23 protein-coding genes are annotated in these 24786 nt (G+C 51.8%); 7 read left to right on the plus strand and 16 right to left on the minus strand.

Annotated features, from left to right (window positions below):
- Positions 1-100: 100 nt before the first annotated feature.
- The gene (locus tag AR333_RS19835) at positions 101-1111 is read right to left on the minus strand and encodes a HoxN/HupN/NixA family nickel/cobalt transporter (protein WP_068777113.1); all 1011 of its coding nucleotides are present in this window, start codon (positions 1109-1111) and stop codon (positions 101-103) included.
- On the minus strand, positions 1108-1971 hold the full coding sequence (gene larE, locus AR333_RS19840) for an ATP-dependent sacrificial sulfur transferase LarE (RefSeq protein ID WP_068777114.1): 864 nt from the start codon (positions 1969-1971) through the stop codon (positions 1108-1110). The genes AR333_RS19835 and larE overlap by 4 nt, the downstream gene beginning before the upstream one ends.
- A gap of 262 nt (positions 1972-2233) precedes the next feature.
- On the opposite strand from larE, the gene AR333_RS19845 reads away from it, so the two are divergent.
- From AR333_RS19845 to larC (AR333_RS19860), 4 genes are all read left to right on the plus strand, one after another.
- Positions 2234-3385, plus strand: coding sequence for a Gfo/Idh/MocA family protein (locus tag AR333_RS19845; protein WP_068777115.1), 1152 nt, complete (start codon positions 2234-2236; stop codon positions 3383-3385).
- Positions 3386-3502: 117 nt separating this feature from the next.
- On the plus strand, positions 3503-4360 hold the full coding sequence (locus AR333_RS19850; protein WP_068777116.1) for an AraC family transcriptional regulator: 858 nt from the start codon (positions 3503-3505) through the stop codon (positions 4358-4360).
- Between the two features lie 240 nt (positions 4361-4600).
- Positions 4601-5449: a sugar phosphate isomerase/epimerase gene (locus AR333_RS19855; RefSeq protein WP_068777117.1), complete on the plus strand. Its 849-nt coding sequence runs from the start codon at positions 4601-4603 to the stop codon at positions 5447-5449.
- A 400-nt stretch (positions 5450-5849) separates the two neighbouring features.
- The gene (gene larC, locus AR333_RS19860; protein ID WP_068777118.1) at positions 5850-6338 is read left to right on the plus strand and encodes a nickel insertion protein; all 489 of its coding nucleotides are present in this window, start codon (positions 5850-5852) and stop codon (positions 6336-6338) included.
- Positions 6339-6523: 185 nt separating this feature from the next.
- On the opposite strand, the gene AR333_RS19865 is transcribed toward larC (AR333_RS19860), so the two are convergent.
- The 6 genes from AR333_RS19865 to larB all read right to left on the minus strand — a co-directional run bounded on the left by AR333_RS19865 (position 6524) and on the right by larB (position 12012).
- The gene (locus AR333_RS19865) at positions 6524-7471 is read right to left on the minus strand and encodes a YitT family protein (RefSeq protein WP_068777119.1); all 948 of its coding nucleotides are present in this window, start codon (positions 7469-7471) and stop codon (positions 6524-6526) included.
- 81 nt (positions 7472-7552) lie between these two features.
- Positions 7553-8788: a cation:proton antiporter gene (locus AR333_RS19870; protein WP_068777120.1), complete on the minus strand. Its 1236-nt coding sequence runs from the start codon at positions 8786-8788 to the stop codon at positions 7553-7555.
- Positions 8789-8792: 4 nt separating this feature from the next.
- Positions 8793-9287, minus strand: coding sequence for a cation:proton antiporter regulatory subunit (locus AR333_RS19875; RefSeq protein ID WP_068777121.1), 495 nt, complete (start codon positions 9285-9287; stop codon positions 8793-8795).
- Positions 9288-9612: 325 nt separating this feature from the next.
- A complete protein-coding gene (locus AR333_RS19880; RefSeq protein WP_068777122.1) occupies positions 9613-9993 on the minus strand; it encodes a hypothetical protein in 381 nt (126 codons plus the stop codon).
- 205 nt (positions 9994-10198) lie between these two features.
- Positions 10199-11218 (minus strand): LarC family nickel insertion protein, encoded by a 1020-nt coding sequence (larC, locus tag AR333_RS19885; RefSeq protein ID WP_084783867.1) that lies wholly within the window; start codon positions 11216-11218, stop codon positions 10199-10201.
- Between the two features lie 26 nt (positions 11219-11244).
- Entirely contained in the window at positions 11245-12012 is a 768-nt protein-coding gene (larB, locus tag AR333_RS19890; protein WP_068777123.1) for a nickel pincer cofactor biosynthesis protein LarB, read from the minus strand.
- A gap of 231 nt (positions 12013-12243) precedes the next feature.
- Between larB and AR333_RS19895 the strand changes: the two genes are divergently transcribed.
- A complete protein-coding gene (locus AR333_RS19895) occupies positions 12244-13353 on the plus strand; it encodes a VanZ family protein (RefSeq protein ID WP_068777124.1) in 1110 nt (369 codons plus the stop codon).
- A gap of 155 nt (positions 13354-13508) precedes the next feature.
- Here AR333_RS19895 and AR333_RS19900 read toward each other — a convergent pair whose 3' ends face one another.
- The 5 genes from AR333_RS19900 to AR333_RS19920 form a co-directional block, all read right to left on the minus strand.
- Positions 13509-14837, minus strand: a complete 1329-nt coding sequence (locus AR333_RS19900) for a glycerophosphodiester phosphodiesterase family protein (RefSeq protein ID WP_253735916.1) — start codon at positions 14835-14837, stop codon at positions 13509-13511.
- On the minus strand, positions 14803-15480 hold the full coding sequence (locus AR333_RS25480; RefSeq protein ID WP_253735917.1) for a hypothetical protein: 678 nt from the start codon (positions 15478-15480) through the stop codon (positions 14803-14805). Before AR333_RS25480 ends, AR333_RS19900 begins: the two co-directional genes overlap by 35 nt.
- Positions 15481-15828: 348 nt before the next feature.
- Positions 15829-17586 carry a glycosyl hydrolase family 18 protein gene (locus AR333_RS19905; RefSeq protein WP_068777125.1) on the minus strand — a complete coding sequence of 586 codons (1758 nt, stop codon included), beginning with the start codon at positions 17584-17586 and terminating at the stop codon, positions 15829-15831.
- Between the two features lie 397 nt (positions 17587-17983).
- Positions 17984-18265, minus strand: coding sequence for a GNAT family N-acetyltransferase (locus AR333_RS19915; protein WP_068777127.1), 282 nt, complete (start codon positions 18263-18265; stop codon positions 17984-17986).
- 213 nt (positions 18266-18478) lie between these two features.
- Positions 18479-19441, minus strand: a complete 963-nt coding sequence (locus AR333_RS19920) for a DUF4097 family beta strand repeat-containing protein (protein ID WP_068777128.1) — start codon at positions 19439-19441, stop codon at positions 18479-18481.
- Between the two features lie 240 nt (positions 19442-19681).
- On the opposite strand from AR333_RS19920, the gene AR333_RS19925 reads away from it, so the two are divergent.
- Positions 19682-20089 (plus strand): hypothetical protein, encoded by a 408-nt coding sequence (locus AR333_RS19925; RefSeq protein WP_068777129.1) that lies wholly within the window; start codon positions 19682-19684, stop codon positions 20087-20089.
- A gap of 90 nt (positions 20090-20179) precedes the next feature.
- Here the strand turns inward: AR333_RS19925 and AR333_RS19930 are convergent, their stop codons facing one another.
- Entirely contained in the window at positions 20180-21079 is a 900-nt protein-coding gene (locus tag AR333_RS19930; protein WP_068777130.1) for an aldo/keto reductase, read from the minus strand.
- Positions 21080-21439: 360 nt separating this feature from the next.
- Here AR333_RS19930 and AR333_RS19935 point away from each other — a divergent pair, with 360 nt between their 5' ends.
- Positions 21440-23020: a M4 family metallopeptidase gene (locus tag AR333_RS19935; protein WP_068777131.1), complete on the plus strand. Its 1581-nt coding sequence runs from the start codon at positions 21440-21442 to the stop codon at positions 23018-23020.
- A gap of 101 nt (positions 23021-23121) precedes the next feature.
- Here the strand turns inward: AR333_RS19935 and AR333_RS19940 are convergent, their stop codons facing one another.
- Together AR333_RS19940 and AR333_RS19945 are read right to left on the minus strand one after the other, a co-directional pair.
- On the minus strand, positions 23122-23610 hold the full coding sequence (locus AR333_RS19940) for a DinB family protein (RefSeq protein WP_068777231.1): 489 nt from the start codon (positions 23608-23610) through the stop codon (positions 23122-23124).
- Between the two features lie 165 nt (positions 23611-23775).
- A complete protein-coding gene (locus AR333_RS19945; RefSeq protein WP_068777132.1) occupies positions 23776-24651 on the minus strand; it encodes a helix-turn-helix domain-containing protein in 876 nt (291 codons plus the stop codon).
- Between the last annotated feature and the right edge of the window lie 135 nt (positions 24652-24786).

Below are 24786 nucleotides of genomic sequence, written 5' to 3' on the forward strand. Positions count from 1 at the left end.
TCTCCCGCCGTTCAGTATAGTAAAGTCATATTCCTCTGCGGGCGGTTATTCGGTGTGAGTAACGGCAAATTCCACTCATTCATATGTCGAACGATTGGCCTTAAATCACCGAACTCTTCACCTTCTTCCTACGCCAAATCCCCCTTGACACTGCCCAGCTGAGCAGGAAAAGCGCCACAAGCGCGTAGCCCAGAATTCCAAAATCAATAGCTTGGAACCACATCCAGATCGCTCCCCGCCAATTCATTTCGGTGGAAAAGACCTGAGCCAGCTGCACGGTGCCTATAATGAATGCTGCAGTCACGCCCAGCCCGGTTACGAAAATATTGTAGTACAGCTTACGCTGCGGGGTATTCAACGCCCAGCGGTAAGCGCTGGTCATGAAGATCCCGTCTGCCGTGTCCATCAGTACCATCCCTGCTGCGAATAGAATCGGCAAAGCGAAAATCCCTACGGCCGGCACACCGCCCGATATCGCACTGCCTGATACGACGAGCAGCAAAATTTCGCTGGCCGTATCAAGTCCGAGACCAAACAGGAAGCCGAGCGGGTAGATATGCCAACTGCGATTCACTAATTTGTAAAGCGGCCGGATCCATCTGGATAATAACCCTCGTTGATACATGAGCTCCCCGGACTCTTCCTCTTTATAAGCGCTGCCGTGCAAGCGCCGGAACAACCGGACGAGATCCAGCAAAACCCACAAATTCAAAAATCCGATGAAAAGCAGGAACAGGCCCGATATCGACGGCCCGAAGATCCCGCCGACTTCCTGAAGAACATCCAGATTCGTATTCATCCAGTGCATGGACAGAACCATGATGACCACTGCAACGAACACGACAGAGGAATGGCCTAACGAGAAGTAAAAGCCCACGCCTGCGGAATTGCTCTTCTGCTGGACGAGCTTGCGGACCGTATTATCAATGACGGTGATATGGTCCGCATCAAATGCATGACGCAGGCCAAGTGTATAAGCAAGCAGCCCCAGTCCCCACAAGGACGGGCGGCCGTCTGCCGCAATTAGGAGGAACAACAGCCCGATCACATGCAGGATAAGTACGGGAATCATGTAAAGCAGCCACTTACGGTTACGCCGATAATAATTCATAACAATCTTCCTTCCGCCTGACTGTAAGTGCCGAGTGCTTTCGTCTCCTTCGTCAACACTTCGTTCATGCTCCCAGTCCGGTACCCTTGCAAATCCAGGGTGACGTAAGCGAACCCGAGTTCCTTAAACTTCTTATAGACGGCGTCCCGGTTCTCAATCACGAGAGCCATCTCCTCCGGCATCACTTCGATCCGGGCCAGCTTATCGTGATGGCGCACCCGCACCTGGTAAAGCCCGAGACGAGACAGGAAATACTCCCCTTCGTCCAGCTGATCGATTTTCCATTTCTCAATCCGGGTGCCATACGGAATTCTGGAGGATAAGCAGGCAAAAGACGGCTTATTCCACGTCGGAAGCCCCAGTTCCCTGGAAAGCTGACGGATCTCCTCCTTGGTCAGTCCGGCTTCCTGCAGGGTACTCCTTACTCCCTGCTCGTTCTTAGCCTGGAGCCCCGGACGGTAATCGCCCAGATCATCCACATTGGATCCGTCCAGCACGTAAGGATAACCCTTCTCGGCAGCTATCTCCCGCAGGTGAGTATACAGTCCTGTCTTACAGTGATAGCAGCGGTCGGGATTGTTAGCTGCAAACTCTGCGTTGTCCAATTCCTTCACTTCGGTTGCCCAGAGCTTCACGCCCATCTCTTCTGCCAGACATACAGCAGCATCAAATTCACGGGACGGAAACGTTTCAGAAGCGGCTGTCACGGCGAGCACCTGGCTTCCAAGCTCCTGCTGAGCCCGCTTGAGGACAAAAGTACTGTCAACGCCTCCCGAGAAGGCCACCATCACACGTTCCATACTGCGGAGAATTTCACCCAGCTTCCGATCTTTCTTGCGGGTTGATTCTTTTATACCCATCACCGCTTCCTCCCAGTCGTCATCTTTGCAAAGCTCACCGCTATCTTAACGAACGCCAAACTACTAGAGTTTCCTTGCATAAGCCCTCTAGAAGCCCTGCCCTGGATAAGCCTCCAAACTTTCCTGCATGCCTGCACACAGGACAATTTCAATCAAATTACAGACGGAACAGGCAAACCCCAGTAAAACGCTTTCATTATCCACATGCTACACTAGTCACAAGACAATCCCAAGATTACAGCCGGAGAGGATGGTAACGATCATGAATCAAGTCCGTATTGGTATCGTTGGTTTAGGCAACATGGGTACAGGACATGCCAGACATTTAATCCAGAACAAAGTCAGCGGAGCCGTATTAACGGCGGTATGCGACCAGAACCCGGAACGTCTGGAATGGGCCAGGCAGGCGCTGGGAAATCAGCTCGCTATTTTTACAAATGTAGAAGACATGTATGCCTCGGGTGCAATTGACGGAGTGATCATTTGTACACCTCACTATGCTCACCCATCGGAAGCCATCGCGGCCTTCGGGCACGGTCTGCACGTACTTACCGAGAAGCCGGCCGGTGTCTACACCAAACAAGTGCGTGACATGAACCAGGCAGCCAAGGATTCCGGTAAAGTGTTCGGCATCATGTACAACCAGCGGACACAGCCTCTCTACCGGAAGGTGAAAGATCTCATTGCCGAAGGCGAGATCGGTGAGATCCGCAGAACGAACTGGATCATCACCCTCTGGTACCGGGCCCAGAGCTATTACAACTCCGGCGGCTGGCGCGCCACTTGGGCCGGGGAAGGCGGCGGCGTGCTGATCAACCAGTCCCCGCACCAACTCGATCTGTGGCAGTGGGTCGTCGGCATGATGCCCACCCGCATGCGCGCTTTCTGCTCCTTCGGCAAATACCGGACGATTGAAGTAGAGAATGAAGTTACGGCTTATGTCGAATATCCAAACGGCGCCACCGGCGTGTTCATCACTTCAGCCTGCGAGACACCGGGTACGAACCGGCTGGAGATCATTGGCGATCGCGGCAAGATCGTAGTAGAAGACGACCGGCTGACCCTCTACCGTTCACGCCAGTCCGAGACTGAATTCAATGCCGCCTTCACAGGTATGTTCGGACAGCCGGAGTTCTGGAAAATCGACATTCCCGTAGCAGAACCGCGCGGAGAACATTATCTGATCACCCAGGACTGGATCAACGGAATTCTCCAGGGCACGCCTCTGCTTTCCCCCGGTGAAGAAGGAATTCACGGCCTTTCGCTTTCGAACGCCATGCTGATGTCCACATGGACTGACGAGTGGGTGGACTTCCCGCTCGACGAAGACCGGTTCTATGAATTGCTCCAGGAACAGATCCGTAATTCCGGCACCGCCAAAACTGAGGCATCAGCCGGTACCCGGCGGGTGTAACCGCTCCAACTCCGCTTGGTGAACAAAAAACGGCATGGTACACTGGATGGAGCAGATTTCCTGACAAGCTGCATCCGAATCTGCTCATATCCAGATGAAACGCGGTGCATAACGCCTATGTTCTCCAATTTCTCCGTTCACGAGGATACGCTCGGAATTACATACCGCAACGACAATCCGGTGGGCTCCGCCTTTCATTCCCACACCTACTATGAGGTGTATTATTTTCACAGCGGGAGCTGCAACTATCTGATCGGCGGCAGTATCTATATGCTTCAGCCGGGAGATCTGATCCTGATGAACGGGATGACCCTCCACTGTCCGAAGGTAGATACATCCGTTCCTTACATCCGGACGACTGTCCACTTTGAACCGGCTGTTCTGAAGCCGTTTCTTGAACTGCCCCATGCCGTCAACATGCTGCAGCCTTTTCAGGAACTCAAGAATTTCAAGCTGTCTTTGCGCGGCCGGGAAAAGGAAGAAGCGGAGCGCATTCTGCTTGAAATGCATACGCATCATACCTCAGGCGGCATTATCGGCTATAACAGGCTGCATCTGGCTTTCGTCGATCTGCTTTACTTCATTCATGAGCAGTGTCTTCGGACGCAGCGGACCCGGCGCGAGTTTACGTCGGAGAAAGAGAAGCACGTACAGCGGATCGTCAGCTTTCTTGAGGAGCATTATGCGGAAGACCTGCAGCTCGAGCACCTTCAGAAGCATCTGAATTTCAGTAAATTTTATCTTTCCAAAATATTCAAGGAAATTACAGGTCTCACGATCTTTCATTTTATTTACCGGCGCCGCATTAATGAAGCCAAGACCTTGTTCATGCATGATCCGACTCAGTCGGTTACAGAAGTATGTCTGCAGGTCGGATTCAAACATCTCGCCCATTTCAGCCGTTTGTTCAAGCAGCAAATCGGTCTGACACCTGAGAAATACAAGAAAATCATCCGGGACTCCCTGTCTACTTGAATCTGTCTACTTAAGCTTATTCATCCACTACGCCGTTACATGCACAGATAGTAAAATCCTGGATCTTTGGATAGCTGCGCGCAGGAACGGCTTGTTGGGAAACCGGCTATCACGCCATACTCAGAAAATAAAGCGAAGAATCCGGGGAATTGTATGGGCAAGATGTGCATGCATATTCCAGCTTCTTTCTACACCTTTACATGCTTATCCACTCTAGTTTATTGGGAGGTCTCCCACTTCATGAAACTTTCCGTATTCACTGCCGCTACGCCTGATCTGACGCCGGAGGAACTTGTCTCAGCCGCACGGGATGCCGGAATCACGGGCGTCGAGTGGAGATACAAGGACGTGCCGCCTGAAATGGCTCACGAAACTCCTTCTTACTGGCGCAATAACCTCTGTTCCATCTCCTCCGACTGGGACGAAGCAGAGCTCATCCGGTTCAGACAGGCGGTGGAAGCAAACGGCATGATCACGGTAAGTGTGACGCCCTACCTTACCTGCGGTGATCTGGAAGGCACGAGGCGCGTGCTGGAGGCAGCGCGCAAGCTCGGTGCTTCCTTCATCCGGCTCGGCGTCCACCGGTATGACCGCTCACGCCGCTACGGCGGCTTGTTCGAGGAACAGCTGGCTTATCTGAAGGCAGCCGAAAGCCTGTGTGCCCAGTATGGTGTCAAAGGGCTCGTCGAGACCCACCATGTCACCATTGCTCCCAGCGCCTCAGCAGCTTACCGGCTGGTAGAAGGCTTAAGCCCTGATCACATCGGAGTGCTCTATGACCCGGGCAACATGGTCTATGAAGGCTTCGAGAATTACCGCATGGGCATGGAGCTCTTGGGCCCTTACCTGGCTCATGTACATGTTAAAAATGCCGGCTGGGAGCCTGGCCCCGAAGAAAACGGCATCGTCCGCTGGACCTCAGGCGGATGTTCTTTTCGTTCGGGCATGGTCGACTGGCGGCAGGTCATCAGTGACCTCCAGGCCGTCGGTTACCAGGGCTGGCTTGGTGCCGAGGACTTCAGCGGAGAGTTGTCCGGACGCGAAATGCTCCGGCAGTACGGCCAGTTCATGAACTCCCTGTTGAAGTAGCCTAGATCTGGTAAGCCGGCTGCCATCCGTTAGTGGCGGCGGGCCTGTTCAGCTAGTTCTGTGCTCTGCTAGTTCTAGCTAGTTCCGCTAGTTCCACTTGTTCCACTTGTTCCGCTTGTTCTGCTAGTTTCGCTAATTCTGCTACTTCTGCTAGTTCCGCTAGTTCTACTAGTTCTGCTAGCTCTGCTGCTCCACTAGTTCTGCTAGCTCTGCTTATTTCGGCCACCGCTCGAACCGCCAGAAGCTGTCGTTGAGCGGATCGCCCAGGTCACGCGCGATCTTCCCGATGATGATTAGGCGCGCTCTTTGTCAGACGGACAATTTGGCGGCATATATGCTTCAGAGGGACTTACACTTGCATCCTTTTCACTTGTAATATCCTATAACCGGAGGTATACCAATGAGCTTTGATCACAGGGAAGAGCATCGAGATCCTGCCATGCTAATGGTTCAAGCCAATCTGGATGATATGAACCCCGAATGGACCTCTTACGTGTCCGACCGGCTGTTTGAAGAAGGGGCCAACGACGTCTATTGGATTCCGATTCTGATGAAAAAAGGCCGCCCTGGCATCATGCTCAATGTCCTCGTGGAGGAGACCCGGCTGGAGGCGGTAGAAACGGTTATTTTCCGCGAAACGACTACGCTCGGGATCCGTTATGCCCCCGCTGTATGCCACCGGTTATCCAGGGAATTCCATTCGGTCGAGACTTCCTGGGGTCTTCTGACGGTCAAAGCTGGCTACCACAGAGGTAAGCTGGTCCAGTATGCGCCCGAATTTGCAGAGTGCTCCGAAATCGCACGGAAGCACGGAATTCCGCTCAAATCCGTGTACGATGAAGTACGGATGCAATTTAGCAAGCTCAAGTCCGCGCCTGCGCCGGAGTAATCCGTTTTATCGGTGAATGGATGGTGGCAGGGGCCGAGCGGCTCAATGCAAATAGCACAAGCACCTTCGGGCCCACTGTTAGAGCGGTTCCCAAGGTGCTTGTGCTTATCTGTTAGGACTGCCTCACTTGGACTGCCTTTGCGGCAGGCTCCATTCGGCAGCCCTCATGCTTTGTCAGCTTCGCATTAATTCACAGGTCGTCCGTCTCTTCTGACTCCCTGCTCTTCCACTGTAATCACAGCAAGCGGGTCGGCAGCCCCGACGATCGCTTTAAACTTCGGCATCTCCATGAAATGAACGACATAAGAGAATGAATGCGGTGTGCGGCGGCTTCTGTGCCTTGCTCCCCCTGCATCTTCTTCTCCGGTCAGTGCCCCCCTATTGTCTTCAAATTCATCAGCCGGCTGCTGTGGGTATTGGGCAATGCGTCCGAGGCGCCTCTCCACCTCCTGCTCAATATCCTCAGGCCATAAGCTAATAATATTCACCCGCCGATGAACGGTAAATCCTCTCATCGCAAAGTGAACCATTTCATAAGCCAGCAAATAGGCAAGAATCGAATACATGGCCTGTTCCCAGCCGTAAATAAAACCCGCGCCGGTTAAGATCATGAGATTGAGCAGCATCACTCCGTGGTACGCGGCCCCCGCATCTTTTAATTTCCAGGTGCCGTTCGTCATTTCCAGAGTATCGAGCGTACCTCCGTACCTGACCACAAGACCTATCCCCAGACCTAAAGCCAATCCTCCCCCTAATGCGGCAGGAAGTCCGTTCTCAAGGAGGGCCGGTACGGGATGCAGAAAGAGAGTGCTGACCGAGAAGACCAGCAATCCCAGGAAAGTGACGAGTATCCATTCCCTGCGTACACGGCGGTAAGACAATAAGATAAGCGGCAGATTCAGCACAAACAAGAACAAACCGAGCCGCATTTCTGTAAAATGGGCGAACAGTGCGGAGACACCCGTCATTCCGCCTACAATCATCCCGTTCGGTATAAGAAACAATTCAAGCCCGACAGCGGCAAGAAAACTGCCGAGAACGACCATCAACAGCTTAAGCCCCCACTGTGTTCGGGTTAGCCTGCCCAAGGCAGGCTGCTTAGCCGGTCCTGCAGGAACACGTACAAGCTTCATTCCGATTCCTCCTCTTCGCTAGGTTAATTCCATCCGCAAGGATGGTTTCTTACCGGACAGCGCTTTGGATCCGAATACAGATCAGCTTCCTCCTTCTTTCGGCCGATTCTGTTTTATTACCTTGGAAGGCGGTTTGAATTTAAAGACTTTATCCAGCGCTTTATAAATGTGCTTGCTTTCCTTGGTCAGAAGCGGCCCCAGAATAGCGAGGATGAGCACATAGAGTGCCGCAAAAGGCTGAATAATCGTGAGCAGGCCGCCTGCTTTGGCCATGTTGGCCATAATAATGGAGAATTCACCGCGGGCCACAATCGTCAGACCGATATTAGACGAAGCTTTGGGCGAGAGTCCTGCCGTCTTACCCGCGAACATGCCCGCAGCGAAATTACCCAACAGCGTAATGAGAACCGCTCCCAGCGACAGCCATACCGCCCCGCCAAGCGCGAAGGGATCGATCGTAAGGCCGAAGCTGAAGAAAAAGATCGCACCGAAGAAATCACGGAACGGCAGAATGAGGTGCTCTATCCGCTTAGCATGCTCCGTTTCAGCCAGGACGAGTCCGACCAGGAGAGCGCCGATAGCTTCCGCGACATGGATCGTCTCCGAGAATCCCGCAATGAGGAACAGAATGGCAAAAATGACGAGCGCGAACAATTCGTTCGAGCGGATATTGAGTGCTTTGTTCAAGAAGGGTACGGCCTTCCTGCCCGCAACGAGCAGCACCAGCATGAAGCCGAGCGCTATCAGTGCGGACATTAGGACGCCGCCGAGCGTAGAAGAACCGCTGAGGACCAGACCCGAAAGAATGGAGATATATACGGCAAGGAACACATCTTCGAACATGATAATACCCAGAATCATTTCCGTTTCTGCATTGGCTGTTCTTTTCAAGTCAACAAGCACTTTAGCCACAATCGCACTGGACGAAATGGTTGTGATCCCTGCGATCACCAGAATTTCCTCCAGCGGAAATGATAAGGACCAGGCAAATAATACACCCAGTGAAAAGTTAATGAGAATATAAATCGTTCCCCCGATAGCGATAGAACGGCCCGACTTGATCAGCCGGCCCACGGAGAACTCAAGCCCCAGATAGAATAAGAGGAAGAGGACACCGATCCGTCCCATAAATTCAATCAGCGGCTGACTTTCGATAAACCGGAAGTCAAAATGCCACCACTGTAAAGCATGGGGGCCTACCGCCATTCCAACCAGAATATAGAATGGAATGACGGAAAAGCGGAGTTTGGCAGACAACAGTCCGGCCCCTGCAATAAGTGCAATGGCCAGACCTACCTCAAATACAAGATGATTCATCTATTCAACCACTTCCGTTCAGTAAAATTTGTTTGATAAGTCTTTGCTGTTCCCGTTCACCTGCGACAATCAAGGTCGTTTCGGCTTTGAGCACAACTTCCGGCCCCGGGTTAATCTGCTGCTTCTGATTCCGCTCTACGATGGCGATCACCGTTGCCCCGGAGTTCTGCCGGACATCCAGCTCCCCGATTGATTGTCCCACACACTTGTAATGGGATTCGATTTTATACCACTCGATAATAAGATCGTGAAGGGCGACTTCGATCGTCTCCAGCGCTTTGGGCTTATACGTCATTCCGCCTACAATAGCCGCGACTTGTCTAGCCTCATCATCATCCAGCGTAATCATCGAAATGCTCTCATCGGGATCTTCATGGTCAAAATGGTACATTTCACGCCTTCCGTCATCATGAATAATAATGACCAGCTTATCTCCGCCCCGGCTGTCGATCACAAACTTCTTCCCGATTCCCGGTAAATCCGATTCTCTAACGTACATACTCGTATTGCCTCCCATATCATTCATAGTTATAACGGACTCTTTGCAGCAGCAAAGCCGTTATTCTGCCTGGTTCCTGCCCGCGCAGCGATATAAGGACTCACCGGCTGAAGACACACGGGTCCCTTGGTTTACCGGCTGTTTTTTTGACCGGATTAATCTGAAACGTCCTGTATCATTCCGTTGTTTAATCACTAACTCTGCCACAAAAATCAACTTACGCTATCACGATAACAAGCAAACAGGCGTACTTATAGAAACCGGCTCAACCGGCGTTTTTTTCAATTAAATCCGCACATAATTCAGTGAGTTAATAGATAAGGAGTTAAATCAAACAAGAAGGAGTATGGCCCACGAACGTGGAGGTGAATTTAATGGGGTCAAGCAGTTGTCTTCGTTTTAACAGGGATATGTAAGGTCTGAAGGGGACACTCGTAATAAAGGCGTTGAGGGCAAGGAACAGAGGCAGAACAAACAAGACCAGTAAAGTATTGGCCACATTAACCAGTTTTTTAAAAATTTTAGCGAAATGAGGAGCGCTCTTGCGCACCGTATTTTTCGAAGTACCATCCGTAAGTGGAATCGAGGTATCAAAGCTAAACTCGGTAAACACATTATCATTGATTTTGGCGGGAACGGAGACGCTGCAAATCAGGGAGAGGATCAGGAAAATAACCCAGTTCATTCTAACAAATGAATGTCTCAAATCCTCTCCCCCTTTGATATCTGTTACTAATATGATAACACATTTGGAGCCTATCTCCAAGTAAACGCCTACATTTTATGAGGTATCCATTACTTCATACCTATGAATAAATTCACCCGTCCATGTCAAAAAAACAGCTTCCGCTAATATACGGAAGCTGCTTGAAGGTAAAATTCAGTTGGAGCCTGGGAACTATGGCAGCCCTTTAATGATTATGCTTAGGACTCTGCTCCAGTTCATTTGGAGGTTCGGACTCTTGAACCGGTTCGTGACTGTGATCATGCACATGGCTCTGGCCGTGATCGCGGTTGTGATCTTGCATATGGCCGTGGCCGTGATCGTGATCCTGGCTGTGCCCATGATCGCGGCTGTGATCATGCACATGGCTGTGGCCATGGTGATGTACAGGATCATGATCGTGGCTGTGTGCATGTTCATGCTCATGAGAGTGAGTATGCGCATGGCTGTGCGTATGCGCGTGCTGCGTCAGGCCGGACGTATCTGTTCCGACTATGACACGCAGCACGTTAGGCTGCTCCGGCAGGTCGCGTGTACCCGCACCGTAGCCAATCGCCTCTACGATCATCGGCGGAATCCCGTCGCAGAACTCATCGACGATTCCGGAGACGACACCCGCTCCAGTCGGTGTTGTCAATTCGTAGCGGAGCTTCGTCGAAGCAACGGGAAGCCCGCGCATCATCTCCAGCGTAGCCGGGGCAGGCACCGGATAGACACCGTGGTCAATCCGGATGGTCCCTGAGCCCAGCGGTACCGGTGACGAATAGATTTGATCTACCTGAAGAGAATCTATAGCAAGTGCAATACCGACGATGTCCACGATAGAGTCAATAGCCCCTACCTCGTGAAAATGAACGGTTTCCAGCGGAATTCCATGAATTTTGGACTCCGCCAGACCGATTTTCTCGAACATCGCCAGACTTAAGCTACTAACACGTTCGTTAAAACCCGCCTGGGTCAGCATGGCAACGATCTCGGAGTAATGCCTGTGATGAACAGGCGGGTGCCCGGGATCAGGCACAACATCGAATTTCAAGGATGAGATGCCCCGCTTAATGACACGTTTCCACTCAAGTGTGAACGGTTCCAGTCGAATCCGCTGAAGCTCTTCTTCCAAGTACAAGCGATCCGCCCCGGCATCCACCAAAGCGGCGACCATCATATCTCCGCTTAAGCCGGAGAAGCAGTCGAGATACAAAATACGCATAGGACTCATCCTCTTTCATGAGTATTTTATCGGATCATACTTGCGTAATAACCGCCGCCGAAACCATTGTCGATATTCACGACCGCGACTCCGGGAGAGCAAGAGTTGAGCATGGAGAGCAGCGGAGCGAGACCGCCAAAGTTGGCTCCGTAGCCGATGCTAGCCGGTACGGCTACGATCGGCTTAGAGACGAGTCCGCCAACCACGCTGGCAAGCGCCCCCTCCATTCCGGCGACCACCACGATGGAATTGGCCCCGCGGATGAGCTCCAGCCTGCGGAACAGCCGGTGAATTCCTGCCACGCCCACATCATAGATGCGCTCTACGCGCACGCCCATGTACTCGGCGGTTACAGCGGCTTCTTCCGCTACAGGCAGATCCGAAGTACCGGCGCAGACAACCGCCACATACCCTTCATGCAGCACAGGCGGCTGACTGCCGCTGCGGTACCAGGTAACGGCCCGGGCAGCTGTATGATAGACCGCCCCGCTCACAGCGCCGGTGAGCGCCGCGGCCTTATCCGTATCAATCCGGGTGGCAAGCACGCGATCCGAATGCTCGGACAGCTTCTGAAAGATAACCAGCAGCTGCTCCACCGTCTTGCCCTCGCCGAAGATCACTTCCGGGCAGCCCGTCCGCTTCTCCCGCTGCAAATCCAGCTGAGCGAATCCGAGATTCAGCTCCTGCTCCGCTCCTGCACGGCTGTGCATTGCTGCGGTAATTTGCTTCTCCGCCTCGGCAGGGTTCAGTGCCCCGCTCTGAACGAGCTTGAGTATATGTTCGAGATCCGTCATTAAAGGCTTCCTTCACCTTTCATTAGGAATATCCGTAACAAAATCATTGTAGCACAATCTTTCCGCTCAGGAGTGCTTCGATATGGACAGAATAAGGATCACACCGACCGGCGCGCAACGTACGGTGCCGGGTTATCGTCTACATATAAGGAATCATTCCGCCCAGATCCATTCATTCCCTAACCTTGACTCGGATAACCATCATCAAAACTTTACTGGCAGGTGTTCTCAATGCTTAGCTTTTATTTATTCCCGATCTCTTACGCTTTCGCCAGCTTTCCGGTTGCGGCTGTTCTGTTCACCTTGCCCTTCCTGCTCTTTCAGTACCGGAAGCATGGCTATATTAACAAATACCGGGCTTTACTGCTGTATTTGTTTCTCTTATATATGATGAACGTCCTTTACCTGATCATTCTGCCGCTGCCGGCCAGCATCCATAATGAGCCTCCGCAGGCAGCCTCCTATGTCCAGTTGGTTCCTTTCCACTTTGTTCTGGACATTCTGAAAGAAACAGCCGTTGACCCGCAGCAGCCGGTAACCTATCTTCATCTTTTAAAAGAAAGGGCATTCCTCCAGGTCGTGTTCAATGTCTTGCTCACCGTCCCGTTCGGAATTTTCCTGCGCTATTATTTCCGGGTCAGATGGGTCGCCTGCCTGCTGCTTTCTTTCAGCCTGGCTCTCTTTTTCGAAATGACGCAGGTCACAGGCTTATACGGCATCTATGATTATCCTTACCGGCTGTTTGATATTGACGATTTATTGATGAATACCACAGGAGGTATGCTTGGTTTTGTTGCAGCAGCTTGGATATCCGCTGTACTGCCGCGTATGGACAAACTTGATGAACATGTGGATTTTTCGGCTAAGCGGGTCACTTATACGCGCCGGGGGCTTGCTTTTATGATGGACTGGTTACTGGCGCTGCCTCTGCTAGCCTTCCTTAGCGTACTCGACTTTCCCTATCCCTTCGTATCTATGGTGCTGGTCTATTTCATGGTCATCCCGTATGCTACGAACGGATTTACCGCCGGCAAATGGATCGTCCGGATCCGTCTGCAGGGAAAAGGAAAACGAATCCGTCTTAGCGAACTTCTTATCCGGTATGGGCTGCTCTACTTGCTCCTGGGAGGCCTTCATGTACTTATGCTCCAGATTGTAAGCAGCTCTCTGCCGAATGTGGCCAAAGCCCTCTACACCATCGTTCTCTTCTTCACCGATATGACACTTGGCATTCACCTGCTGCGCTGTGTGTTCAACCGCAGCCGCCGCCTGATCTACGAGGCGAAAAGCGGAACACGGCATGTCATCCACTGGGATGAGGAGAAGAAGTCCCGCGTTTAAGCATAAAAAAAAGACCTGGCTCTGTTTACCGAGGCCAGGTCTTTCCGTATGAACCATATGAACCGCACCGTTCCATGGGACAAATGCTCTTATTGATGCTTCATCGCATCTCTTGCGCTAGTACCGGCGGTTTGAAGCTGTGGGGCCTGCGTGCTCTAGAGCTTAACCGCCGCCCCGCCTGTCTCTCTTACTTCCAGCGTCACGGGCTGCGTGTACAAATCATAGCGGCCTCCGCCTTCGATTGAAGCGGTGTATCTAAGCAGTACATGAGCGGTTCCCTGCTCTTTCGCAGTCACTCTGCCTCCGCTTACGCCGATCTTGTCCTGCCCGTCGAGCACAATAATTTCCGCCTTCGAATCCGTCCTCGTTCCTTTGAAGGTTTCCACGATAACGGACAAATCCGTGCTCTCATTCACGTCCAGCACTACTTTTTGTATGCCCGGTGTGACCGATGCGGCCCAGTCCGAAGCCCAGAATGCGTAGTCTGTCGTAATGCCGTAAGCCCCGTAACCGAAGTACCGCATGAAATTCGCTTTGTCGTTAAACGTCCACGGAGAAATAATAAGCCCCCTGTGCTTGGCGGCCTCCATAAAATTCTGGCCGAGCCCTGAGTAGGTGGTATTAAGCGTCGTGTTCCGCATCTGCATGAGCTTGAGTGTGTCGGATAATGACTGATCGACTTTCGATTCATTCGCTATTTCACCGGTCAGCAGCCCGCATGGCATTTCCGGCATCAGCTCGGACAGCCTTCTTAGCTGATCGGCATCGAAAGACATCACGTTCATGAGGTCTTCGGCACCTTTGTCTCTGATAACCTGAACCAGCTTCTCCATCGCGGCCGGATTCTTCGATTTCATTTCCGCCAGGATCATTTTCCCCTTGCTGCGGGCCAGATCAATCTGCTCCTCCAGCGTCGGGATTTGTACATTCGGGTATCCGCTTGGAAAAAGCTTATTCGCATTCAATTTCTTGAGCTGCGCGAGGGTGAAATCCTCCACCTTGCCTTTTCCGTTCGTCGTGCTTTCTACAACGGGATCATGAATAATAACAAGATGACCATCTTTGGTCAAATACATATCGTTCTCTATAAAATCTGCCCCGGCTTCGAGTCCGAGCCGGTCGCTTATGATGGTATTCTCCGGAGCCTTGGATGGCATTCCGCGGTGTGCAATGATGTAAGGCTTGCGAACGAGTGTCTTCTCGTGGGAATACAGCTTGAGAGCTCCCAGCGCGATCTTCGGCGAATCCGTGACAATCCCGTTTACTCCCGCTGTGATAAGCGTGTGAACCGCCAGATTGGTACGGGGCGCATCCGAAATCTCCTTGGCCCATACGACGATCAGGCGCTGCTGGAGATAGTTCACCGCCTCTCTGGAAGAAGCCGCCGCAGGCATAATGGCGATCTTGGCCAGGCTCTTGGTTGTCTGGCGCCGGATGTTCATCAGCCCCTCACGGGATAGATCCCGCTGCGCTAAAATCGACAATCCCGCGTACAACCGGATATTGGGTCCGGGCTCTTTTAACCAGCTCGCCCTGATCCGAGACGACAAAGGCATCCTCGATGCCTTTTCTCTTCAGCATACTGACCAGCCGGTCCACCGTTTCCTTGTTCTTCACATAGAACGCCGGGATCATCTGCCCGTCCACCGTACTGAGCACGGTTTCCAGATCCCCAACTTCTGTCTTGCCGGTGGAGTCCGTCACGACCAGTCCGCTGTTCACATGCAGGATCACTGTAGCAGGCAAAGCCGGAGCTTTGAGCTTACTGAGCTCTTCCTTGCTCTGAAGCTCGGTGACAATGGTTGGAGCAAGCGCGATCCGGGTATCCGGCTCCATGACCTGTATCAGTTTGTTACCTGTTACAGGCTTGGTTCCGGCGCTGCCACCGGTCTGGGGGCTGCCTGCCTTGCCTTCGCCCTGCGGCCCTGTTTCACCTTTGGCATGACTGGCTTGTCCGCCGGATTGCGCTTTATCCAGGGTACGGTCGGGGCTCGCGCCCGCGCTGATTTGCCCTGCAGGTATCCTGCTGCTTTCAAGCACCTTACTGTCCGTATCGGCCATTTGGGCATGCGGCAATCCCGCTTGAAAAGGAATGACGATACTAACCAAAGCCAATAGAACTCCCACACACAAAAAACTCCAGCGACGTGTCAACAATTTCCGTTCTTTCCCTGTGGAAGGTTTCAGGTACTTGAAAAATTTTGCAGGATGCTGCACGGCTCTCCCCCTGACATCAATTGAATTATAGTGAACCGCTAACTCTGATAGACACTAAGAACCAGGGACTGAGCAACCTTATACCTTGCCTTGTATAATAAATCTATTTGTACACTTGTATTGTATCAATTTCTTATGAGCCGGAAATCAATTCCGGATAAAGAAACGTTGAACTTTCCTCAAACTTTTCTGACAAATTAAAAACATCCCGAAGGGTTTTGTGCCCTTCGGGATGTTTTTTGTCGAATAACTACGTTTTTAAGGCATACTGTTCAGCTGTGGTTTCACGGTTTTGGCAAAGGTGTATCCGTTCGAACCGTCCCAGTTAATCGACCAGGTCATAGCTCCCCGGATATCCGGGTACTTGGCGACCGGCTTGTAGCTGCCGCAGCTGTTGCCTGTAGCCAGGCAGTTCAGTGCCTGATTAACGACTGCGGCAGAGACATAACCGCCGCCCGCAGCAGATGGAGTGGCCGGTACACCGAGGCCGAGTTGTGAAGCCGGTACCCATTGCAGCGTCAGATCAGTCAGTGCAGTCAAGAAATCGACCGTTCCCTGCGAGTAGCATTTGCCGTCGCGGCCGAGCATACAACCGGAGTTATAGTACTGCGTATTGATGACCGTCGTAATATCTTTGACATTCGCATAGAACTGCAAATAACTGCTCTGATTGCTCTGCATATCGATCGTTTGAGGAGCCATGGTCAGAATGAAATTCGGCCCTACTTTCTGCTGAAGCTGACGGGCTGCACTGGTCATATTCGGCACGTTAAAGCCGTGCTCCAGATCTACATCCAGACCATCAAAACCATATTGAGTAATGAGTGCGGACATGCTGTCCACAAAATTCTTTACGTTCGGGGATGCCGAGCTAAGGTCGATGTTGCCCTTCTCGCCGCCGATGGACAGAATGATTTTCTTGCCCTGAGCTTGCTTGGCCTTGATATCGCTTAAAAATTCAGCTTCGGTATAACCGCCGAGAGCCGTTGCCAGACTTGGATCAATCGCAAAAGTCACGCCGCCCGGTTTGGTACGGTCCATCTCTGCGAAAGACACAGCAATAATGTCATATTCCGCCGGAACATCGCGCAGCTTCAAGTTCTTGGCACCGTTGACAAAGTTCTGCCAGTACCCGGTGAGAATATGCTTAGGCAGCTGACCGCTGCCTCCGCCGCTAGGCAGGGTTTTGGCACTAATCGCCGCGCTTGCTGCCGACACGTTGCCGGCACCGTCTTTGGCTTTGACGGTAAAGTTGTAAGAGGTGTCCGCAGCCAGTCCCGTCACTGTGGCAGTTGTACCGGTCACTGCCAGGGCCAGCGTACCGTTACGGTATACTTCATACTGTGTAACGCCTACGTTATCCGTAGAAGCGTTCCAGGACAAGGAAACGCTGGAGGTTGTTGCTCCTGTCGAAGCAAGTCCCGCCGGGACTGTCGGAGCTTGTGTGTCCGGTCCGCTGCTGCCCGGCTGAGTCGCCGCGCTGAGCGTGTTGCTTACACCGGATACATTGCCTGCCGCATCCTTGGCTTTGACCGTGTAGGTGTACGTTGTATTCGCGGTAAGCCCGGTATCCGTATAAGTCAACGTCGTCCCGGAAGCGCTTCCAATTAAGGTTGTACCACGGTAGATATCATAGCCTGTCACACCCACATTATCCGAGGCTGCGTTCCATGCAAGCGCAATGCTTGTCGTCGTCGACGTCCCGGACACCCTCAAATTCGATGGAGCAGATGGAGCCTGAGTATCCGGCGTACCCCCGCCAGTAACTACTTTCCACAATGCGGGCACGTTCGGCGGCTCCCAGCCGTTCAAAGACGTATGCGGTTGTACAACCTGATAGGTTTTGCCCCCGTAGCTTACCGTGTCGCCGGATGCATAGGAAGTCGAAGCTGTCCATGCTCCCCGGTCTGCCGCCGAGGCCATCGCCGGAATTAGGCTGAGGAAAAGAGTAGTCGTCAATACTAATGTAGACGCTTTCTTAAATATCGACTTTTGTCCAGTCAAATCTTTTTTCATTAATCGATCCCTCCTAGAATTGGGTTGTACAATAAGATGCCCCGCTTTGGTATCCATTCACATGACATCTCTCCGACTTTGCTTTCGCACCTCCATTTCCTAATGAGGCAAATATTGAACTTCAGGCCGATAAATCCGGCCCTATTTCCATTAAACCATGCAGCGTTTTCCAGCTGTAGGGATAAATTGCTTGAATACAGGGAGAAGATTTGGTTATACATCACAAAAGCCCGGCGCATTCTGCTGCCGGACTTCAGTTCTTATTCAAACACAGGCAGATTATCGCCCGTTAGTCATTTATGAACTATCTCATAAACTCGTATAACTGGAAAAAAAGTCCATTGAAATGGAAAAAGCAATTCTGGTTCCGCCCAAAATTTTATCACCTTAGAAGCTTCTACTCTTCCTCACGCACCCACAAATCCTGATATTCTTTCTTTCTTCTAAAGAGCGCATGGGCAAATGAGCACGCGGGTACTATTTTCATGTTATTTTCACGCGCATGCTGAACGACCCGGCTTACCAGCTCTTCCCCGATCTTCCTTCCCCGCAGAACCTCAGATACGAAGGTATGTGTAATAACCAGAGCTTCCCCCTGGGGCACAAAAGTAATTTCTGCGACAACATGCCCGTCTATTTTCATAGCGAACCCGTTACCTTCCTGTACCATTTCCTTCATTTTTTTCACTCCTTATTAAGTATGTATGGCAATCGAACGGCCTGCCTATATCCGCTAGTTGTATAAACGGCAGCCCCTCTTAGTCTAACCGCTTCCTCTACCCTTAACCGTCAAGAGAGCGCATTAATCCGCCTGAGAACGGCCAAACGCAGTCAACAGCCCAAAAGAGCACCGATTCTGGTAGAATCGATGCCCCGGTACAGGATAAGTATTCTAGCCTTCTTCCAGCTTGAAATCGCCCGAGTTGGTTTTGACTTTCAGCTTAACATCGCCGCTGCCGAAGGTTCCTTTCAGCACGTCGCCCTCTTCACTCTTCTCCTGATACTCAATGCCTGTAAAGTCTACTCGGCCGGTGCCGGAGCCGCCACGGAAGTCAACTTCGAGAGATTTAGGCTGCCTGGTCAGTTCAACGGTCACATTCCCGCTTCCCAGCTTCAAATCGGTATTATGAAGCAGCTCTTCCGCCTCTATGTTGACGTTGCCGGAGCTGACATTCCCCTCCAAAGCGGATTGTCCGTCGAATAACTCAGCGTTGCCGCTTCCCAGATCAAATTTCAATACATCCGCTGTATACTTCGACACATTCAAATTACCTGATGCAAGCTGCAGATCGATCTGATCCGACTCGATTCCAGATAATGTAGCATTCCCGCTTCCGCCGCTCAATTCGATCTTGTGGAAGGCTATTTCCTGCGCGCTGATATTGCCGCTCCCTACCTTGATCCCGATGGAATCGCCCTTTAGCTCAGCCAAATCAATATTCCCGCTTCCGGTCTCAAGCTTGGCTGATTTCCACTGCTTCTCAGGCAATTCCACGTTCATTTCGATGTCCAGCACTCTAAACCCGAAGCTGATGACATCCTGTTTCAGTCCCAGTACGAGTGTGTCTCCTCTGGTTTCTACTTCCAGAGCCAGTTTGTCGGCATAATTCGAACTTGCTCTGCCACTCAGAGTGACTCTGGCTTGATCGCCGCTTCCACGTGTCACTTTCACATCCGCACTGCCGACATCCAGTTCGAGTTTATTCAGCGAGCTTGAATCCACGGATTTCTCTAAATAAATTTCTTCAGTTCCGAGAGACAATCCGGTCCAGGAAAACACTCCAATCGGATTCAGAAAATACAGCAAGGACAGCAACCCCGCTCCTATCAAGAGGAATCCTACATTTCTTTTCAAAATTATCTCTCCATTCCTGTATCAATAAATACGGCCGAAACTTACTTGGCCACCTCATTATAACACCACATTTTTCCTTATACATTAGACCTCCGAACGTAATTTTTCCCCGTCCTAAGTCCAGGTCTATTCCGCCTCCAGAGGGATTCCGGGTCTTTGCAGAGAAAGCGGCTGCACAAGCGCCCATCGGATTCATATACTGAAACAATTGCGTCTGTTCATCAAGAAAGGAGGGCCCGCATGCTTCCCCATCCTTATTATGTATGGCCAAGGCAGACTGACTATGCGCCTTATCCCTATACCGCCTCCGGCTATCCCGCCTATGGGTACGGCAATCCGGACTCGGAACGCAAATATCCGCCCGTCAATACGAGCACGCTCAGCCAGTCTATCCTAGCCTTCCGCAAGTTAATGGCAGACGGAAGCCAGGTGCTGGCCAGACTGGCGGACAATAGCTTCGCCCATCAGGTCATGTCCGCCGCTCAGGCCGGCAATAAGCTGGAAGTAGACCGCCTGATGAAGTCGATCGGGGTCAGCTCGATCATTACGACCCGGTACACACCCAGCTCCATTATCCTGGAAATAGATCCCGATATCGAAGGCACACCCTGCTGCCATTTAACGATGGCTTTAAAATGGGGACAGTAGAAGAGGGACCGTACACGTTCGGAATCGGCTGCATTGCCGTTAAGAAAAGCCAAAAAGGCCCCCGGTATATATACGGGCGGCCTTTCGGTCTTAAATGATATCCAGCGGTATTTTATTCACAGGAGGCGGAAATTCTTCATCCAGTCTTACCAAGTCATCTTCTGAAAGCTGAATAATCGCAGCGCCGGCATTCTGCAGCACATGTTCTTCCGTCGACGCTTTGGGGATGGCCAGCACATCTCCTCCTCTGATGCACCAGGCCAGCAGAAGCTGCATTGGCGTAATCTCATGACGCTCCGCGATATCCTTCACCGCCGGACTCTCAAGGAGCTCACTTCTTAACGAACCCGCCTGAGCAAGCGGGCTGTATGCCAGGACCGGCATACGATAATCACGCTGCAAAGGCAGCAAATCGTATTCAATCCCACGGGAGCCCAGATGATAGAGAACCTCGTTCGTGGCGCAGTTTACTCCGCCCTGCAGTCCGGACAGCTCCAGCATGTCCGCTGCATCGAAGTTGGAGACGCCCCATCTGCTTATTTTCCCCGCTTCGACCAACCGCTGCATTCCTTCTATCGTCTCACTCAAAGGGACATTGCCCCGCCAGTGAAGCAGGTAAAGATCAAGATGATCGGTTTTCAGCCGCTTTAAGCTTGCTTCACAGCTCTTCTCCAGCTGATCCAGCCCGGCATGGTGAGGATAAACCTTGGATACAAGGAAGACATCCTCCCTGATCCCCTGAATCGCCTCTCCGACAAGCGACTCCGATCTGCCGTCCCCATACATTTCCGCCGTATCAATGACTTTCATGCCCAGTTCTACGCCGAGTCTGAGTGCTGCAATTTCATCCTGCCGCTTAGAGGGATCATCTCCTATCCGCCAGGTTCCCTGGCCCAGCCTGGGCAGCAGCGTGCCATCCGCCAGTCTGATCGGATTCGTGTTCATAGCCTGCTGAATGTGATCTATTGCAGTTTTTTTAAAAACGGTCATTGCCTCACCTCATAATTCGTTGTATTCCGCTGTCTATTATTTTTCCCGAATACGTCGAGACTGAATCAATATCTGAAAAACGGGAGGGCACAAATTACTAATAACAGGTAATTTACCAAAAATTGTTTGACAAATCCGCTCACGATTTTTATAATATCCATATAAACCCATAAGAATAGTAGGATAAAAACCGGACCCACCGATCCTTCGGAGGCTGTCGTTATAAACGGCAGCCTTTTGCTGTTTTTTGAAAGGGGGAATGTCTAACGGATTGTGCGGCCTGTTCGCGGCTCAGATCAATCTGAGTTCATCGTTCCACATACCGCAAAGCGGTAATCAACCATTCTGGAGGGATTATTAATGAGAAAAACATTCACTTCGCTCACTTTGACAGGAGCTCTGCTCTTAGCGGCCGCCGTACCGGCAGGCGCAGCTTCTACCGAAGCCGCGGCAACCCCCCAATCGGTCGCGCCCAAGTTCCTCGGAGAAACGTGGAATGCGCCGGCAGGTTTATCGAATGATGAGAAAGTCTGGAGCTTCCTGGATAGCAAGAAAGGCGCCATTCAACTCGGCAAGTCCGCCAAAGAGCAGCTAAAAATCGTGAAACGCCAAAAAGACGCCGCTTCAGGAACGGAGCATTACCGGCTGAAGCAGTACATCCAAGACATTCCTGTCTATGGTGCCGAGCAGACGGTGCATCTGGATAAGAAAGGGAACGTTTCTTCCTACCTCGGCAGCATCTTACCTGATGCACAGCAAAATGTATCCAACGGATTGACAGCCGTGATCAATGCTTCCCAAGCCATTGCCAAGGCTAACGCCGATGCCGAGAAAAAACTCGGTAAACTCGGCGAACAGCAGAAAGCTCCTCAGGCGGAACTGACGATCTATCCCCTGGAAGGCAAGAACCTGCTCGCTTATGTGACCGAAGTGAACGTGTTGGAGCCCTCTCCGGCCCGTACCCGCTATTTTATTGACGCGGTAAACGGTGAGATCATCCGCAGCTATGATCTGCTCCAGCATGCGGTAGGCACCGGTACCGGCGTTCTGGGCGATACGAAGCAGTTCATCACCACGCAGAGCGGAAGCAGCTATCAGCTCAAGGACACGACTCGCGGGAAAGGAATCCAGACCTATACCGCTAACAACCTGTCCTCCCTTCCCGGCAGCGTGGTAACCACCACGAATAATAACAATTGGACGGATCGTGCGGCCGTCGATGCTCATGCTTATGCGGAGAAAGTCTATGATTTTTACAAAAACAAGTTCAACCGCAACAGTCTCGACGGAAACGGCCTGCTGATCAAATCAACCGTCCATTACGGTAAAAAATACAACAATGCCTTCTGGAACGGCGTACAGATTGTATACGGGGACGGCGACGGAACGACTTTCCTGCCTTTCTCCGGAGATCTGGACGTGATCGGGCATGAGTTGACTCACGCCGTCACCGAGTATTCCGCGGGTCTTGAATATTATGGAGAGTCCGGGGCCCTGAATGAATCCATCTCCGATATTTTCGGCAATACGATCCAAGGTACGACCTGGCTTGTAGGAGATGACATTTATACGCCTAATACCCCGGGTGACGGCATCCGCTCCCTTTCTAATCCGGAGCTGTACAACCAGCCCAACCACTACAGCAACAAATATACAGGCACGGCTGACAACGGCGGCGTGCACATCAACAGCGGCATCAACAACAAAGCCTTCTATCTTCTCTCCCAGGGCGGCACTCATTCTAACGTAACTGTAACCGGCATCAGCCGGGATAAGGCAATCAAAATTTATTATCATGCACTGACTTATTACCTTTCCCCTTACTCTACCTTCGCAGATATCCGGGATGCAGCCGTTCAATCTGCCGTTGATTTATACGGAGCCGGTTCCGGCGAGGCCGTCTCTGTAGGCAAAGCTTATGACGCTGTAGGCGTATATTGATCAGACCTCTGTCTCATTTGTGCCAAAAAAAAAAGCAGCTCCCCTTACCGGGCGGGCTGCTTTGTTCTGTCAGGCGCTGCCTGAACCTATTGTATGAGAAGTTAAGCGTACAGCAGGAAGAAATTGATATCATGCCCCAGCTGCTTCAGATAGTTGAACAGTTGGGACCGGTGGTGAAACATATGAGTGACGACCTCGATCAGCCACTTACTTTGAACCATTCCATGATCCAGATAGAAGGCCTTCGTCGATTTGCGCAGCAGTTCTTCCTCCGTAAGTCCCGTGATATACACCTTGAAGCTCTCGAAATTTTCCCGCAGCTGTCTGGACAACTGCTCCGGATCGGATATTCCCTGCACACGATTCTCGACAGCTTCCACCTCTGGCTGCTCTTTTTCCTGAAGAATCGCAAGATCCGATGCCGGAATCGAGACAAGATGATGAACCAGCTGCTGCAGCGTACGCATGTTTTCCTGCGGCGTGTACGTCCATTCCTCCGGTTTAATTCTATTGATCAGTGATTCACTTGTACGAACTGCGAGTTCCAATTCACTCAGGAGATGATCCCGGATTTCCAATACTCCGCTCATGTGATTCCCGCCCTTTCTTCCATCCGTGATATAAAATCCTGTCCGCTGCGGCCGCCTGCGTTCCGCGGTCCGAGACGCAGGCGGTCCGTTCGACAACCCGCTGCTCTCTGCCTGCAGAATTGCGTGCAAGGCTGCATGTAATTCCAGTATAACCCTAAACTCCGGTCAAGAATTGGATAAATCGGACATGCACCTGTACTCCTGCGCAGCTATGACCGGCGTATCCCCGTAGAAACGCTTGAATTCCCGGATCAGGTGAGCCTGATCATAGAATCCCCTCTCCAGTGCAGCCGTCCGCCAATCGGTAATGCGGCCTGCCTTTATCTCCCGCAGCACGGACTGAAACCGCACGATCTCCATGAATTTTTTGGGACTCGTTCCTATCCACTGGCTGAATTTCCGGTTCATCTGGCGTGTACTGACTGCCTCCGATGCCGCCATACTCTGTACGTTCTCTTGGCCGCCCGAAATAAAGATGCGGTGGAGAAGGTTTTGTACCAGTGAGTCACCGTCTCTTTCTTGCTTACGCAAACGGGCCAGCAGATAGCTCTCCATCTCCCGGACCTGTTCCGTGACGGAGGCTGCCTGCAGAATCCGTTCCCGCACACCGCTTCCCAGATCCGGTAAAAGCAATTCCAGCGGTAAAGCCTGATTGGCAAACCCGTTCAGCGGGATTCCCATAAACCGGCAGGCACCTCCGGGGAAAAAGCGGACACCGAAGCTTCTTACAGGCTGCTGCTCGACATATTTAATCGTAAAAGCATGATCGAAAATGCCGCAGTAGATAGCAGCGCAGTGATCCCTGTACAGGTCCTGCTTAACAATAATATCCGTACATCCATCCGGCAGTACACGGTCAACGCTTGTACCCGATGAGCTGTTGAGCGGCCCTCCATGCACCGGCGGAGCCGGTTCGGATATCCAATAACAAGCCACATAAGGCCTGAGTGCAGGCGAGGGGGTCATTTCGCGATACACATAATTAGAGGCTCTGCCATTGCCCTGAACCGGGCTAAACAGAGGATGCAAACGGGCATCCATCGCACTCCTCCTATTCTGCCATTCTGACTGGAAGCCGCCTGGAAGAAGGGTCCCATCGCTCAACCTTTCTTCCGTCGGCTTCATTTCCATTATTTGAGATCACTATACCTCTATAAATCTAGTAAGGCAACTACA

Source organism: Paenibacillus sp. FJAT-26967 (assembly GCF_001541095.1).
GTDB lineage: Bacteria > Bacillota > Bacilli > Paenibacillales > NBRC-103111 > Paenibacillus_F.